The 15,559-nt window shown below is 49.5% G+C and carries 15 protein-coding genes and 1 pseudogene; 5 read left to right on the top strand and 11 right to left on the bottom strand.

The window, feature by feature from the left end; genetic code table 11:
* Window positions 1–7: 7 nt before the first annotated feature.
* From KNP00_RS05755 to KNP00_RS05740, 4 genes are all read right to left on the bottom strand, one after another.
* Window positions 8–1,381 carry a PTS transporter subunit EIIC gene (locus KNP00_RS05755; RefSeq protein ID WP_215143129.1) on the bottom strand — a complete coding sequence of 458 codons (1,374 nt, stop codon included), beginning with the start codon at window positions 1,379–1,381 and terminating at the stop codon, window positions 8–10.
* 11 nt (window positions 1,382–1,392) lie between these two features.
* Window positions 1,393–2,277, bottom strand: coding sequence for an N-acetylmuramic acid 6-phosphate etherase (gene murQ / locus KNP00_RS05750; RefSeq protein WP_215143127.1), 885 nt, complete (start codon window positions 2,275–2,277; stop codon window positions 1,393–1,395).
* 109 nt (window positions 2,278–2,386) lie between these two features.
* Entirely contained in the window at window positions 2,387–2,854 is a 468-nt protein-coding gene (locus tag KNP00_RS05745; RefSeq protein ID WP_215143125.1) for a GNAT family N-acetyltransferase, read from the bottom strand.
* A complete protein-coding gene (locus tag KNP00_RS05740) occupies window positions 2,851–3,699 on the bottom strand; it encodes a MurR/RpiR family transcriptional regulator (RefSeq protein WP_215143313.1) in 849 nt (282 codons plus the stop codon). Before KNP00_RS05740 ends, KNP00_RS05745 begins: the two co-directional genes overlap by 4 nt.
* Before the next feature lie 174 nt (window positions 3,700–3,873).
* Here KNP00_RS05740 and KNP00_RS05735 point away from each other — a divergent pair, with 174 nt between their 5' ends.
* On the top strand, window positions 3,874–4,062 hold the full coding sequence (locus KNP00_RS05735; RefSeq protein ID WP_215143123.1) for a 2-hydroxymuconate tautomerase: 189 nt from the start codon (window positions 3,874–3,876) through the stop codon (window positions 4,060–4,062).
* Window positions 4,063–4,100: 38 nt separating this feature from the next.
* Here the strand turns inward: KNP00_RS05735 and KNP00_RS05730 are convergent, their stop codons facing one another.
* Together KNP00_RS05730 and KNP00_RS05725 are read right to left on the bottom strand one after the other, a co-directional pair.
* Window positions 4,101–5,687, bottom strand: coding sequence for a Na/Pi cotransporter family protein (locus KNP00_RS05730; protein WP_215143121.1), 1,587 nt, complete (start codon window positions 5,685–5,687; stop codon window positions 4,101–4,103).
* A 22-nt stretch (window positions 5,688–5,709) separates the two neighbouring features.
* The gene (locus KNP00_RS05725; protein WP_215143119.1) at window positions 5,710–7,005 is read right to left on the bottom strand and encodes an HD domain-containing protein; all 1,296 of its coding nucleotides are present in this window, start codon (window positions 7,003–7,005) and stop codon (window positions 5,710–5,712) included.
* A 107-nt stretch (window positions 7,006–7,112) separates the two neighbouring features.
* Here KNP00_RS05725 and KNP00_RS05720 point away from each other — a divergent pair, with 107 nt between their 5' ends.
* On the top strand, window positions 7,113–7,955 hold the full coding sequence (locus tag KNP00_RS05720; RefSeq protein ID WP_215143117.1) for a lipoate--protein ligase family protein: 843 nt from the start codon (window positions 7,113–7,115) through the stop codon (window positions 7,953–7,955).
* An 8-nt stretch (window positions 7,956–7,963) separates the two neighbouring features.
* The gene (locus KNP00_RS05715; protein WP_215143115.1) at window positions 7,964–8,809 is read left to right on the top strand and encodes a DegV family protein; all 846 of its coding nucleotides are present in this window, start codon (window positions 7,964–7,966) and stop codon (window positions 8,807–8,809) included.
* 37 nt (window positions 8,810–8,846) lie between these two features.
* Here the strand turns inward: KNP00_RS05715 and KNP00_RS05710 are convergent, their stop codons facing one another.
* Window positions 8,847–10,793, bottom strand: coding sequence for a glycoside hydrolase family 3 protein (locus KNP00_RS05710; RefSeq protein WP_215143113.1), 1,947 nt, complete (start codon window positions 10,791–10,793; stop codon window positions 8,847–8,849).
* A 288-nt stretch (window positions 10,794–11,081) separates the two neighbouring features.
* Here KNP00_RS05710 and lipA point away from each other — a divergent pair, with 288 nt between their 5' ends.
* A complete protein-coding gene (gene lipA / locus KNP00_RS05705) occupies window positions 11,082–12,008 on the top strand; it encodes a lipoyl synthase (protein WP_338082264.1) in 927 nt (308 codons plus the stop codon).
* Window positions 12,009–12,029: 21 nt separating this feature from the next.
* On the top strand, window positions 12,030–12,860 hold the full coding sequence (locus tag KNP00_RS05700; RefSeq protein ID WP_215143111.1) for a lipoate--protein ligase family protein: 831 nt from the start codon (window positions 12,030–12,032) through the stop codon (window positions 12,858–12,860).
* 34 nt (window positions 12,861–12,894) lie between these two features.
* On the opposite strand, the gene desA is transcribed toward KNP00_RS05700, so the two are convergent.
* The 4 genes and pseudogenes from desA to KNP00_RS05680 all read right to left on the bottom strand — a co-directional run bounded on the left by desA (window position 12,895) and on the right by KNP00_RS05680 (window position 15,441).
* On the bottom strand, window positions 12,895–13,908 hold the full coding sequence (gene desA, locus KNP00_RS05695) for a Delta(5) desaturase DesA (protein ID WP_215143110.1): 1,014 nt from the start codon (window positions 13,906–13,908) through the stop codon (window positions 12,895–12,897).
* Between the two features lie 202 nt (window positions 13,909–14,110).
* Window positions 14,111–14,497: pseudogene (locus tag KNP00_RS05690) on the bottom strand (alpha-amylase domain-containing protein); the annotation flags it as partial.
* Window positions 14,498–14,584: 87 nt separating this feature from the next.
* On the bottom strand, window positions 14,585–15,112 hold the full coding sequence (locus KNP00_RS05685) for a DUF2812 domain-containing protein (protein WP_215143108.1): 528 nt from the start codon (window positions 15,110–15,112) through the stop codon (window positions 14,585–14,587).
* Complete coding sequence (locus KNP00_RS05680) at window positions 15,109–15,441, bottom strand: PadR family transcriptional regulator (RefSeq protein ID WP_215143106.1); 333 nt, start codon at window positions 15,439–15,441, stop codon at window positions 15,109–15,111. The genes KNP00_RS05685 and KNP00_RS05680 overlap by 4 nt, the downstream gene beginning before the upstream one ends.
* Window positions 15,442–15,559 lie beyond the last annotated feature (118 nt).

The raw sequence follows: 15,559 nt of genomic DNA, 5'->3' as shown, positions 1-15,559 counted from the left end.
CTCGTTATTAGATTCCATCTGCCATCTCTTCTTTGAAGCCGAAGAAATAGGTGAACAAAAAACCTGCCGTATAAGAAATCAACAGCCCACCAATGTACGTCAAGTACATCCCGTTATCGATTAGCGGCGTAAGCGATAGACCAGATACTCCGATTCCGAGCGCCGCCGTCTTCATCGTTGCCTGGAATGCACCACCGACCGCGGCCCCTAGACACGCCGTCAAGAACGGACGTCCGAGTGGAAGCGTGACCCCGTATAGAAGAGGCTCACCGATTCCGAGAAACCCGACGGGGATGGCCCCTTTAATAATATTGCGTAGGCGTGGGTTGCGCGTCTTGACAAAGATGGCGAGCGCAGCACCGACTTGGCCTGCACCGGCCATCGCCAAGATTGGGAGAAGCGCCGTCGTTCCGACCGTGTTCAAGAGTTCCAAATGAATCGGCGTCAAACCGTGGTGCAATCCGACCATGACGAGCGGTAGGAAGAAGCCAGCCAAAAGTGCCCCCGCGACCGGTCCCCCGACTTCAAGCGTCGCGTTAATGCCTCGCATGATACCGTCTGATAGTAATCCTGCGACCGGCATGATTGCATATAAGGCAGTAAATCCAACAATGAGCACCGTAAAGAGTGGTGTAAAGATGATATCAATCGATACCGGCATGAACCGGCGGATATGTTTCTCGATATACGTCATGAGCCAACCGGCAAAAATAACACCGAACAATCCACCGCGTCCGACGACGAGCGGCTCCCCGTAAATGACGATGTCTGCGAGGAGCGGGTTGAACAGGATCCCACCGGCAATCGCACCGAGAACAGGCGTCCCACCGAACTCTTTTGCCGTGTTCCACCCGACGAGAATCGCCAAGTACGCAAAGACCGTGCTACCGAGAACGAGTAGAATCTGCATCCACGTCTCCGTCCGGTCAACGCCGGCATTGACCGCAAAGTTCGCGGCACCGTTAATAATACCCGAAGCGACAAGTCCTGGAATGAGTGGAATGAAAATATTTCCGAGTCGGCGAAGGAAGCGTTTAAACGGTGACTTTTGCTTCTCTTTCACTTTTTGGCGCTCGAGTGCCGCCCGCTCCTCTAACGTCAAGTTTTCATCTAATGCCTCTTCCCCGATCGCAAGTCCAGTTTCTTGACTCATATAGTCCGCAACTCGATTAACTGTCCCCGGACCGACGACGATTTGCAGTGTGTCGTCATCAATGACCCCCATGACGCCATCAATCTTTTTAAGTTCAACCAAGTTTGCTTTAGTCGTATCTTTCAATGTCAATCGAACCCGTGTCATACAGTGCGCGAGTTGACGAATGTTCTCTTTCCCCCCGACTTGTGCGAGGATGTCCCGTGCTAAAACCTCTTCTTTCTTCATCCCGATCCCCCCTATAGCGCCTCGCGAACGAAGCCGTTCGCACGCTCTAATCGTTTGACGGCCTCTTCATAAGAGACGTCCGCTAAAATCATGACGATGGCTGTTTTGACATGACCGTTTGATGATGCAAAATAACGCGCGGCCGTTTCGCTATCGACCCCTGTCGCTTCTGCAATCATCCGTTTGGCACGCATCTCAAGCTTTTCGTTCGTCGGTTGCACATCGACCATCAGGTTTTCATACACTTTCCCTACTCCAATCATCGACGTCGTTGAAATCATGTTGAGGACAAGTTTCTGTGCCGTCCCCGCTTTCAATCTTGTCGAGCCCGTCAACACTTCTGGTCCGACTTCCACTTCAATCGGATAATCTGCGTGTCGACTGATGACCGCATCGTGATTACACGAAATCGAAGCCGTCACCGCACCGACCTCTCGTGCATAGTCGAGCCCCCCGACTACGTACGGTGTCCGACCACTCGCCGCAATGCCGATGACCGTGTCTTTTGCCGATAAATGAAGCGCTTTCAAATCTTTAACTGCCAGTTCTTTATTGTCCTCTGCTCCTTCGACCGCCTGAATGAGCGCACGTTCGCCACCGGCAATTAATCCGATGACCTGATCTGGTGACACCCCGAACGTCGGCACACACTCGGCTGCGTCTAAGACCCCCAAACGTCCGCTCGTCCCTGCCCCGATGTAAATCAAACGACCGCCATTTTGAAAGGATGCGATGACTCGCTCCACGACTTGCATGATGACCGGAATTTGATTTTGAATCACATGTGGGACTTTTTGATCCTCTGCGTTCATAATCGTCAATCGCTCCTCGATTGACATCTCGTCCAAATGCATCGTCTGCTCATTTCGACTTTCTGTAGCTAATTTATCTAGCATCGCCACCATCCTTCCTTTTCTTTAATGACATCGTACTATATTGAAATTTAAAGTCAATTTAATGTTTATAATTACAGAAATTTAATTTCATTAATTGTGAAAGAAAAACTCACTCGGGGTGAATGAGTTGTTTCTTGAGAACATGGACGCGTGTCCCTTTATTCGTCACAGAGTCCTTTTCATATACGTAACCGTTCCGCTCCCAAAACCGACGAGCGCGAAAGTTGTCTGGAAGCACCCCTAACCGAAATACCGTCTGATATGGACGCATGTACTCTTCTTCCACCTGTTCATATAACGTTTGCGCCAAGTCCGTCCCCTGAAGGACTTCATCGACGACGAACAACCCGAGCCAAAGCGAACTGTCCACTGGATGCCGTTTTAACAGGTCCGCGATGGCGACAATCCGTCCCTTATCACGAATAATTAAACTGACGGTACCGTCCTCTTCGAAATCCGCCACATTCTCATCGCGGAATTCTTCAACGGATTGTTCATTCAAGCGAGCGAAAGAGCGTTGCCTCACCAAGAAATGCTCCAACTCTTGTTGATCTTCTTTCGAATACGGTCGAATCATCGGCGTAGCTTCACCATCTCATCTCGCGCTTCTGCGTAACGGTCAATCAATCCTTCTCCTTTTCGGTGTAGGAGCCCCATGTATAGCGTATCGACAATCGTCAGCTGTGTCATTCGTGACGCGATACTCGCAATCCTAAAGTCACTCTCGACGTTCGGCGTACAGAGTCGCACGTTCGCTTCCCGGTAGAGGGGTGATTTGTCCAAGTTTGTGATCGCGACGACCGGCACACGCTTCTTTTTTGCGAAACGGACGAGCTCGAGCACATCTTTCGTGCGTCCTGACGTACTGATTGCGACAAACACGTCTGACTCGCCTAAATGTGGGATCAACGACAGCATATAATGAAAGTCTGGAGACGTCGTGGCCGCATATCCAAGTTTCGTGAACTTGTAATGCGCATCAATCGCCGCCGTTGATGAGCCTCCGACCCCATAAAAGACGATTCGGTTTGCGCGCGAAAACAAATCCACCGCATGTTCGAGTTCGCGTTTATCCATCGCTTCAGCACATGCTTCAATAGCCATTTTGTTTACGTGAATGACTTTTTGGAACGAGTCGTATGGCGTATCTTTTTGCTGAAGGACGTTGAAGTCTGTCAATGTCGTCTCGGTGACGGCCAAATCTTTCACAAGGGCGAGCTTAAAGGCTTTAAAGCTGTCGATTCCGACCACGCGGGCGAAGCGAACGATACTCGCCTCCGACACGTCCGCTTTTACTGCAAGCTCTTTCGTCGTCATATTCGGAATGAGCGTTGAGTGAGACAAAATGTAATCAGCGATTCTTTTCTCTACCGCTGTCATGTCACCTTTCGCTAGATCGATTTTTGTAAGTAAGGATTCCATCGGGTCATCCCCTTCCTGCAACTGTTGTTCTTTCATGATAGCGGATTCTTTCTATATATTCCAATCAACATACGCAGTCATACCGCCGCCTGATTTTAGTTTTTAGAAATGTTCTTTTCTCACGGATGCGGATTCACTACAATAGAAGAGACTTCAACAAAGGAGGAATGACCCATGCCTTACGTAACCGTAAAGATGCTTCCAGGTCGTACTGTGGAACAAAAACGTGCGTTGATTGAAAAAGTGACGGACGCTGTCTCTGAAACAACGAACGCCCCGAAAGAAAATATTACCGTCTTCATCGAAGAGATGGATGCGACGCATTACGGACAAGCCGGCATCATGCACGCGGATAAAAAGTGAGTGACGAACGGACTCCTTGAATCGGAGTCCGTTTTTCTTCAATCTTCCCGATTCACTTCGAATCGCTCGCTTGATACGGTCGGTTTGATGAGGTGACGGGTCGCTCGCCAAATGTGATAACCAATGCGGTCGAGCCACAGCAACACCTGTACTTTTTGAATCGTCTGGTCCATCGCCAATTGTTTCGCCGCCGTCTCTTCTAATAATTCCGAGCGATGCGCCTTCCGATACTCTGCCAATTGTTTCGAAGTCTGTTTCCACATCTTCGAGTCTTCAGGCGGCGTGTGATGAGTCAGCTGACGTACGAGGGAGAGCTCATGAAGAACGAGTTCTCGCGCCGCTATAAAATCGGTATCTCGCAGCGAATGGACCGGCTCGACTTCCCGTAATACGTATAACCACCTCTCAAGGTGATCAATCGTATGCAGAAGAGATAGATGCCTCCCATAATCATTTTGCTTCCCATCATCCTCAAGGCGAATCGTGCTTAAAAAGACACGAACATCGCCTAACGTCTTGTCGACAAGTGCCAACTCATCTTCCCGAAGCCGCCCTGCCCGTATTAACAGTTCGGTCTCTCTTCCGAGATAGCGTTCGATTTCGAGCAATGACCGTCTGGCCGCTTCAAGGGCCACCGTCGGAAGTCGTGACATATTCGGGTCCAAGAAGTGAATCAGCTTTTCGGAGCGACTCGGTATCCATTGCAACAAACGCTTCGCAAATTTTTTATGAAACGGTAAGAATAAAAGTACCCCGAGTACATGAAATGTCGTATGAAACAGAGCAAGCCGCAAGAGTTCATTCCAGTCAAACAAATCCGCCACACGATTAACGACAGAGAAGAGAACCGGAAACGTCACCCACCCGACGATGACAATCGATACATGATAGATGGCATGGGCCAACACGATGCGCCGTGCTGACTTCCATCCTCCAAGCGAACCGAGCGCCACGACAAGGCTCGTCCCAGCGCTCTGTCCGAGAATCAAAAAGGCTGCTTGCGGGAGCGAAATCGCCTCTGTCGCGAGGGCCGTCATCGTCAAGACGAGACCGATCGTCGATGATTGAAGGACAGCCGTCATCCCTAAACCGATACTAATCAAGAGTGCCTGCTGAAAGAACGTCATCGTGTCGATTGATTCAAAAGAGAACGTGACGACATCCCGCATCGCTTCTTGGAGAGTCCCGATCCCGACAAAAATTAAACCGATGCTGACGAGTAACAGTCCAAAACGTCGAAAACGTGAGCTCGAAAGGCGAAACGCCATCCCGATGCCAATCAGCGGTAAAAATAATTGTCTCACATCAAGGTTGTATCCGAGGACGGCGATGATCCATCCGGTCGTCGCACTACCTACGTTCGCACCGATGACGAGGGGTAACGATTGTGCGAACGTGATGAGACCTGCGCTTACAAACCCAATCGTCATCAATGTCGTCACCGTTGAAGATTGGAACAAAGCCGTCAATGTCGCACCGAGTGTCGCACCGGACAACGAGCCATCAGTGAATTGATTCAAGCGATGACGCAGTCGCATGCCCGCCCATTTTTTGAGCGTATCTGTGAGTAGTGTCATGCCAAGTAAAAAAATCCCGATTCCACCAATCAGTGTCGCAATCTCCATCGTGTCACGCCCCTTCGCGTGTTCATTCGTTTTTCAATGTAGATAAGATCCACGATTTTTCATTCGCATCATCCTTTAAGTTCAACAACACATCTTCTGGATAATAGATTTTCTCGTCTGACTGTCGCGAGTTCAAAATCGATTGGACAAGCATCGACACTTCCGAGATCTCCTTCCGTTCCCCGTCGTTCATCTGTAGATAAATCCCTTCGTATTTGCCTTGCCCTTTATATAAGTCGTATGGCAATTGACTTAATTGATCTTCAAGCAGATAGTATCTCGGCGGTAGTCCGATTGCCTCCATCGTCTGTCGCAAGCGCTCCATATAACGAACACGATTCGCTTCCGGGAAGTTTTTGTACTTTAATAAGCGACGGTTCACAAATCGGCTCGCCAAATCTGCCAAAATGGCGTCGTCTTCTTCCATCCATTCTTGAAAATAGAAATAGACGACCGTCTCATCCAACTTCAAATACTGTTCGAGTGACATCCCGGTGCGTTCAAAAATCGGCAAAAAATGTTTCGGCATCATGTTAAACTCATAGCCACTCTCATAAAGTTCCTGCGCCCGCTCAAGAATCGCTTTCAAGAGAAGATCACTCGACCGTGTCGCCGGATGAAGGTATACTTGCCAATACATTTGATAGCGACGCATAATGTAGTCTTCAATCGTATGCATCCCCGACTGTTTGACGACAACCTGGTCCTCATCTGGTCTGAGAACACGCAACATGCGTTCTAAGTCAAATTTCCCGTAACTGACACCCGCAAAGTGGGCATCACGTAACAAGTAATCCATCCGATCCACATCAAGCTGCGAGCTGAGCATATTGACGATCAAACGGTTCGGATGCGTTTTATTGATAATTGAAGCTACTTCCTCTGCAAATCCGACCCCCATCTCTGACAAGACTTTGTTGACCTCGGTTTTCCCTAAAATGATTCGCTCGGTCCATACTTCGTGTCGGACGGAGAAGACATGTTCGAATGCATGCGAGAACGGACCATGTCCCACGTCATGTAAAAGCGCAGCCGCTAGTAACAACTCGCGGTCACGGTCGTCCCATTCCGGATATTGTTGGAACTGATCAATCAATTGACGTGCGATCTCATACACGCCGAGCGAATGATGGAATCGTGTGTGCTCGGCACCGTGAAACGTCAAAAAGGACGTTCCGAGCTGTTTGATGCGGCGCAATCGCTGAAACTCTTTCGTATTGATCAATTCCCATATGAGGTGATCGTAGACATATATATATCGGTGTACCGGATCCTTAAATACTTTCGATCCTGATAGTTGCCCTCGTGACGAGTACATGACATGCCCTCCTACATTTCGTTATATTCTAAATTCGACTTCAAACGAATCGTTCCCTCCATGCTATAATGAGAAGGAAATTTATTTGTGAAAAGGAATTAATGTATATGATCCATCCATTATTACGACAACCGAGCTATCGAATCATCGACCAGTCGAGTCTCGGCAAGATGTTTCAAGCGGAACAATCGTTCGCGACCGACGATACGCTATGTGCTTCGACCCAACAATCAGGCGCCGTCTTGCGCGCGTGGGTACATACCGATACGATTGTACTCGGAATCCAGGATGCCCGGTTGCCTCATCTAAAAGATGGTGTTCGTCATCTATACGAGCGTGGCTTTCGACCGGTCGTCCGAAACTCCGGTGGTCTAGCCGTCGTGCTAGACGATGACGTCCTCAACCTATCCTTAATCTTACCCGAGAAGGATGGGATTCAAATCGACAGCGGCTATGAAGCCATGACCTCACTCATCCAACACATGTTTCAAGATGTCACGAACGCCATCATCCCAGGTGAAGTCGTCGGCTCTTATTGTCCGGGAAGTTTCGATTTGTCGATTGACGGTAAAAAGTTCGCCGGTATTTCACAACGTCGCGTCCGTGGTGGCGTGGCCGTTCAAATCTATTTGAGCGTCCGTCAGAGCGGCAGTGCGCGTGCAGAACTTATACGAGACTTTTATAACCTCGCGATCCAAGGAGAGGCGACTAAATTCACGTACCCTACTATTGTACCGGAAACGATGGCCTCGCTTGAAGAGTTGCTCGGTATTCCACTCACGGTCCAAGATGTCCTCACTCGGGCCTACCGCGTTCTTTCCACTGTTAGTTCGCTCCAAAACGCGACACTTACCGCAGATGAAAATACAATGCTCGCTAGCCAAGTCGAACGCATGTGGAAGCGGAATGAACCGTTACGCGACATTGAACAACAATTAACAGAGGAGTGATTCATCCAATGTTTAAACTGATTACAGATACCGGTGCCGATTTGACAGACGATCAAATCATCGAATACGGTCTTGAGATCTTACCACTCGGTGTCATCATCGACAATGAAGAATTTTTAGACGGTGAGACCATTCAGCCGAAAGAAGTGTACGATGCGATGCGTCAAGGAAAAACACCGAAGACGTTCCAAATCGAGGCACCACGAATCGAGCAATGTTTCCGCCAACATCTCGAAGCCGGAATCCCGTTCTTATATCTCGCATTTTCGGGAGAACTCTCCGGTACATATCAAACTGCTGTCATGGTCGGAGAGATGTTGAAAGAAGAATATCCAGATCGTACGTTCAACATCCTCGATACACGGACCGCCTCAGTCGGACAGGCATTGTTCGTCAAGACGGTCGCGGCGTATAGCCAAGACCATACGTATGAAGAGACGGTGGAGTATGCAGCTTCTCTCGTCGGCAAAATCCGTCACTTGTTCACGGTGGAATCACTCGAGTACTTGATGCGGGGCGGACGAGTCTCAAAAGCGAGCGCTTTTATCGGAGACTTGTTGACGATTCTCCCGTTATTGACGGTCGAGGACGGAAAACTCGTCCCGATCGAAAAAGTGCGTGGTCATAAAAAAGTCATCCGTCGCATGGTCGAATGGACGATCGAATCAAAAACCCTCGTTGAAAAAGGAGAACTCTTCATCGGTCACGGGGACGACATCGAGAAGGCAGAACAGTTTGAGAAGACGGTCCGCGAACATCTCGAACCGAAACAGATTACGAAAACGTTAGTCGGCTCTGCCATCGGTGCCCATACCGGTCCGGGTCTACTCGTCATCGCCTATTTCGAGGCATAAAAAATGAGCTCTCCCGATTCGGAGAGCTCGTTTTTATTTAGTGATTCCAATTCTTGAATCCGTCACCGAACTGCGCATAGTTCTCATCTTGAAACACACCGTCCACGAACTCCGGTACGTCTACCGGCAACTTCCCTTGTGGCTTCACTTCACCGAAGATGGCATGAATGCCTGCCGGTAAGTTCGGACCTGCCGACTTCAAGTTGCCTGCTTCCGAGTCCGGACCGTTCGGGTCGCCTTTGAATCCATAGATGAGTAGCTGCGCCGGAGCATCCTGTTGAACGGCGATATCGTACGGGTTACGCAAACTAAGTAAAACCGCCTTCTTCCCTGCCTCGTTCGCATAACTGAACACCTCGGACGGCACATAATATTCAGCTGACGTCGGCTGCAGTTTGGCGCTATTGTTCACGTTCGAGCCGACGATGATATAGTCAGCCGCCCCGACTTGTTGCCGAAGGGCCGGATTTTGTTCCAAATGAGGCGTTGATGCCGAGTAGTTGGCCGTGATGACGTTCCATTTCTCATTCCCTACGTTCTTTTTGAGTGACTTGATCGTTTTCACCATGCTATCTGTCTGATCTTTCGCTGGTGACAAGACGAGCACCGTGTCCCCTTTTTTCGGTTTGAACGGCAGCGTCTTCTCCTCGTTCTTCACGAGGGTGACGGCAGCCTCCGCCATTTCACGCTCCTTCGCTTTATGCTCGGCACTTCCCACAATCGCATGCGCTCTTGTAAGCTTCTCCTCGAGCGAAGTGGAATCGAGCGTCTCTCCCCAAATCCCGCGCTCTGCCTTCAATGTCAAAATACGTTCGACTGATTCATCGATGGTCGCCTCTGATAAACGCCCATTCTTCACGGCTTGGATGACTTCCTCAAAGATGGTCTCGAGTTTGGTCACGTCCGCCTCTGAGCGTAAGATCGTCGGCATGAGTGCGATGTCGACACCTGCCTCGAACGTCTTGATGACCGCCTCCGCTTCTGTGAAATTGTCTGCGATGGCTTGCATATTGAGCGCGTCCGTCACCACGACCCCTTCATAGCCAAGTTCCCCGCGAAGCACTCCCGTGATGACATCGTCCGATAGGGTCGCCGGAAGCGGGAACGTGCCTCGATCCGATTCGACGACCTCGTCTTCGATTTGTGGCATGCCGATATGCGCCGTCATAATCATATCAACGCCTCTCGTAATGGCACGTTGGAACGGTAGTAGTTCTAACCCACGCAACTCATCGAGCGACTTATCGACGATCGGTAATCCGTAATGCGAGTCGACAGCCGTGTCTCCGTGTCCTGGGAAATGTTTTGCCGTCGCCGCGACCCCTTGGTCTTGAATCCCTTGTGCCATCGCCAAGCCGAACTTCCCTACCAATCCTGGGTCGCTCGAGAATGAGCGGACGCCGATGACCGGGTTTTCCGGATTATTGTTTACATCTAGCACCGGACCGAAGTTCACGTTCACACCGAGCGCGCGTAGTTCAGAACCGATGATTTTTCCTGCAGCATATGCGTACTGACTGTTTCGTGTCGCCCCGAGCGCCATATTCCCGGGTAATTTCGTCCCCGTCCCAAGGCGTGTCACAATCCCACCTTCTTGGTCGATGGTGACGAATAGTGGGATATCATTGCTGTCGTCTCGCTTGACGACTTCCTGAAGGTCATGAACGAGTTTCGTCGTTTGATCCGTTCCCTCTACATTTTCCGCAAACAAGATGACGCCCCCAAGGTCAAATCGATCGATGACGCGTGCCACTTCCGGTGCGAGTGACGTATGGTTCTCCCCGTTCCATAATCGAAAGTCCGGCATGATCATCTGTCCGATTTTTTGGACGAGTGTCATCGATTCCAATTGAATGTTGACGCGCTCCTCAATCGGTATGGTCGGTGGACCTTCCGCCACGACCGCATCTGCTACCGGAACGGATGAGACGAGCAATGCCGTCGTCAATCCGAGTGTTGCCGTCCAATTCAGTGTCTTGTTCATGTTCCCACACCCTCCCGTTTGACTGACCTCCAAACGAAAAGGCATGGAGGAAGAAGCGCTGCCTCATCAACGCTCGTTCACCCCATGCCTGATCGCATCAGTTACATTTGGTTCTTATTCAGGTGGTCAACAACAGTATAGCAACTCCATTTTTCAGAAACAATCACTCAACTGAAAGCGTAACCATTTTGAAACAATATTACTGTTCTGATACACCATGAACTGTATTGGCAAAACGAAAAATTTACGTGGTTCGTTTTTCATTCGTTTTTTGGTAAACTCAATTCGATACAGGTTAACTTAAAAGGGGGAACGATTATGGCAAGAGGGGAACTGAAAAGAAAGCCAGAATGGTTAAAGATTAAATTGAACACGAACGAGACGTACACCGGTCTGAAGAACATGATGCGTGAAAAGAATCTACATACGGTTTGTGAGGAAGCGAAATGTCCGAACATCCATGAATGTTGGGCGGTACGTCGGACTGCGACCTTCATGATTTTAGGTAGTATTTGCACACGCGCCTGTCGCTTTTGTGCCGTCACGACCGGCAAGCCGAATGAGCTCGATTGGGAAGAGCCAAAGCGCGTCGCCGAGTCGGTTCGACTTATGAACTTGAAGCATGTCGTCATCACTGCCGTCGCCCGTGACGATTTGAATGATTACGGGGCGACGGTCTTTGCGGAAACGGTTCGGTCGGTCCGCGCGATGAACCCGGAAACATCGATCGAAGTCCTCCCATCCGACATGATGGGTGACTTCTCTGCCTTGCAGACATTGATCGACGCAAGCCCCGACATCATGAACCATAACTTAGAGACGGTACGTCGCCTCACACCGAGAGTCCGTGCCAAAGCGACGTATGACCGAACACTCGAGTTCTTAAAACGCTCAAAAGAATTGAACCCAGATATACCGACAAAATCATCGATCATGGTCGGACTTGGGGAAACGAAAGAGGAATTGATTGAAGCGATGGACGACCTCCGCGCGCATCACGTCGACATCTTGACGCTCGGCCAATATTTGCAGCCGACGAAGAAACATCTTGAGGTGGAACGTTACTATCACCCGGACGAATTTGCCGAGTTAAAAGAAATTGCGCTAGCAAAAGGATTCTCACATTGTGAGGCAGGTCCTCTCGTCCGCTCGTCTTATCATGCGGATGAACAGGTACACAAGGCACGTCGTCATACGATGTTGCCAATCGATTAATTGATAGAAAGAAGAGAGACTATGACTGGTACGACGTGGCACCTACTTACAACCGAATCGGCTTCACCGGCTGAGAATATGGCAATCGATGAAGCTGTCGCTCATTGGGTCGCAAAGGGAGAGCTCAAACCGACGCTCCGTTTTTACTCATGGGCACCCCATGCGATTAGCGTCGGTCGCTTCCAACGGGCGACACGAGACTTGGACCGTGACGCTCTCACGAAGAAAAACATTCCCGTCGTCCGCCGCCTGACCGGGGGACGGGCCGTGTTGCATGCGGACGAACTGACGTATAGCGTCATCTTGCCCGAATCGACACCGACGCTTCCGACGAATATCATCGAGAGCTACCGACTGCTCACAGAAGGGGTTCGCCGCGGGTATCACGAACTCGGCGTCCCCGCCGAATTTTCAGTGCCGTTGACAGAAGAGGACCGTGAGGCGCTTCGAAAGCCAAAATCTGCCGTCTGCTTCGACGCGGCCTCGTATTATGAGCTCACCGTCGACGGGAAGAAGATTGCGGGTAGCGCCCAGGTCCGTCATCAAGGGGCGGTTCTTCAACATGGATCCATCCCGTTCTCTGTCGACAATGAGGTGCTATTCGACTGTTTTGCGATGGATGCGACGGAAAAGCGCGAAGCCAAAACTCGGTTCAGCGAAAAAGCCGTTGCCTTGAACGATACGCTACAGCGCTTCGTCTCCTTTGATGAAGTGGCAGCCGCGTTCGAGACCGGTTTCAAAGACGCGTTCTCCTTGACGTTCGAACCGCTCGTCTTTACGACAGAACAGCGAGCCGAAATCGAGTTGCTCGTGAAGAAGTATGAGAGTGACGAATGGGTCTGGAAACGCTAAAAAGATTGTCCCGAGTGAAACGGGACAATCTTTTTTATGCCGCGTTCGCTCGGCGCAATAGATGGCGCACATCCCGGAACGTGACGAATGTTTTATTATTCGCATCATACAACTTGTAACGTAACGACTTCAAGCTTGAAAACAGTCCGATCGTCGTCGCCCGCTGTAACGGCGGTGTCGACGTATGCGCCTTCTCCAAATGATAGTTCGGTACGCGTGGGCTCAAGTGGTGGACGTGATGGAACCCGATGTTCCCCGTCACCCACTGGAGCACTTTTGGCAATTCATAATATGAACTTCCTTCGATTGCCGCCTTCACATAATCCCATTCCTGCTCATCCTCAAAGTACGAGTCTTCGAACGTGTGCTGGACATAGAATAACCAAATCCCGAGCACGCCGGCGATGAACATCGTCGTCCCTTGAACAATGAGGAAAGCTTGCCATCCGATGACATAAATTAACGCGCTGTATAACAGTACGAGTGAAGTATTAATGATATACGTGTTTTGGCGTTCTTTCTTACGGGCGTCCTTTCGATTGAAACGGCTCGTCACGAGAATGAGCCAGAGCGGTCCGAGACCGAACATGACGAGCGGATGACGGTATAGGCGATACTGTAATCGCGTCCACTTTGAGGCCTCTACGTATTCCTCAATCGTCATGACCCAAATGTCCCCGACACCCCGTTTATCCAAATTCCCGCTCGATGCATGATGAATCGCATGCTCGCGCTTCCACTTCTCGTATGGGAACAACGTCAAAATACCGGTGATTGTACCGACGATTGCGTTCGCCTTCTTGTTTTTAAAGAACGAACCGTGGGTACAATCATGGAAGATAATGAACATACGTACCACAAATCCTGCTGCAATCAACGTGAACGGTAATGTCAAGAAAATGGAGACACTCAGTAGTTGATATGCTAAAAACCATGAAACGAGAAACGGCAAAATCGTATTGATCATTTGCCTTACACTAATTCGAATATCCGCCTTTTCAAATGGCGAGACGTGCTTTCTTAATTGGGCAATCTTTTCTTTACTCATTACAACCTCCTTGAACTCAACAGCGTCACAACGCAAAAAATATAGATAAAACCAACAACTTAACGTCGTTCAATGTGAATTCATGGGTCAGAAAGCAGTCCCATTAAGAATTAACACTAGGTCATTATATCATGTATAAAAATTATATGGTAATCATTCAAAAAAGGACTTGTCCCTTTTCAAAGAGACAAGCCCAATGCATTCATTGTTGTGTATAGATGGAAACCGATCCCCCGTTGACGAAGAACTCACCCCAACCGTCTCCGTTGATCGTTACGAGACGCCCGTTATTGCCGGTCATGTCTTTCCATACTTCTCCCGCATTTCGCTTCCCGACATACATCCATTTCGACCCACCCGGACCATCAGACATGATCGTGGCAAGGCCTGACTTCGTACGGTCAGTCACACCTTCACGTGTCCAACCGATGACGTCTTGATGGTTGATGTAGTCATGTTGTGTACCGTAGGCGAAGTCTTTACGCGCCTTTAAAATCGGTTGAAGTGACCTTGACATGTTCGGGATTTCACGGTTCGTCGTCCCCTTCGTTCCATAATAATCGCCATAGAAGAGCGGCGGATAACTTTCGAAAACAGTTCTCTTTACCTAACTATTTTCCGGTTGAATAGTTCAGTTTAACGAAACAAAGACGGATGGCTTGTGCCATCCGCCTACTCACCCTTGACGATTCACTCGTTTTCGCTTGAAACGAAAGCCGATGTACGGAAGTCCTGTGAACACGAGACCGATCGTGACGAGTAGTTGAACACCAATCAATACCACCTCGGCTACGGTCGGCCAATCAAACTGAAACAACGAAAAGAGGGCAGTCCATAGAATACCTAGGATGAGCGCGGCCCTTCCCATCTGACGTTCCATGTCATGATATTTCTCCTCTGTTGTTTCGACGTCCGAGTAAATCGGCTTGGCATCTCGATCCCCTTTGAAAATATGAATCTCATCCCCGGTCGATGTAACATGTTGCCATCCGCTCGACGCAAACAGGTCAAAGTAATCTTCATCCGGACGAGTACGATAGTCCAAGCTATACTGAACGTCTTCTGGCTCCCCTTCGACGAGCGTGTATCCTAGCGGGGCAAACTGCTTCAAATGCCAGCCCTTCGCCGCCATTCGCTCCAATTTTTGCATCTCACGTTCTTCAGCAAACGCTAATCCCCAGCTTGACATGTACTTCTGTCTCATTGCGATCCCTCCATATCCAAAATGGCACAGGCATCTTCGACCATCGCCTGTCGTCTCTTCACATCATCCGTCAGAATCGAACGCCCTTTATGCGTAATCTGATAGTTCTTTTTCTTACCGTCCCCATCTATCGGTTCGATGAGTCCGGCGTTCAACAACTTTTTGATGATCGTATACATCGAAGCCGGACCGATTTGCATTCGCCCTCGCGTCGTCTCTTCGACAAACTGCATGACCAAATAGCCATGACGTGGCGTCGTGAGCGCCAATAAAATATAAAACATGCTATCCGTCAGTTCTCCTAACTCTAAAGAATCTGTCCGCGGCATCTCTCTACCCCCTTATATCATTGAATGATACACTTCTTACATTCAATATATATCGTTAAATGATATATGTCAATAAATGATATAAAAAAAGTCGCAGCCAATTAGGCACGCGACTTTT

Origin of the sequence: Exiguobacterium qingdaonense (genome assembly GCF_018617855.1) — a bacterium.
GTDB lineage: Bacteria > Bacillota > Bacilli > Exiguobacteriales > Exiguobacteriaceae > Exiguobacterium > Exiguobacterium qingdaonense.
This window is presented reverse-complemented; position numbering and strand designations above follow the sequence as displayed.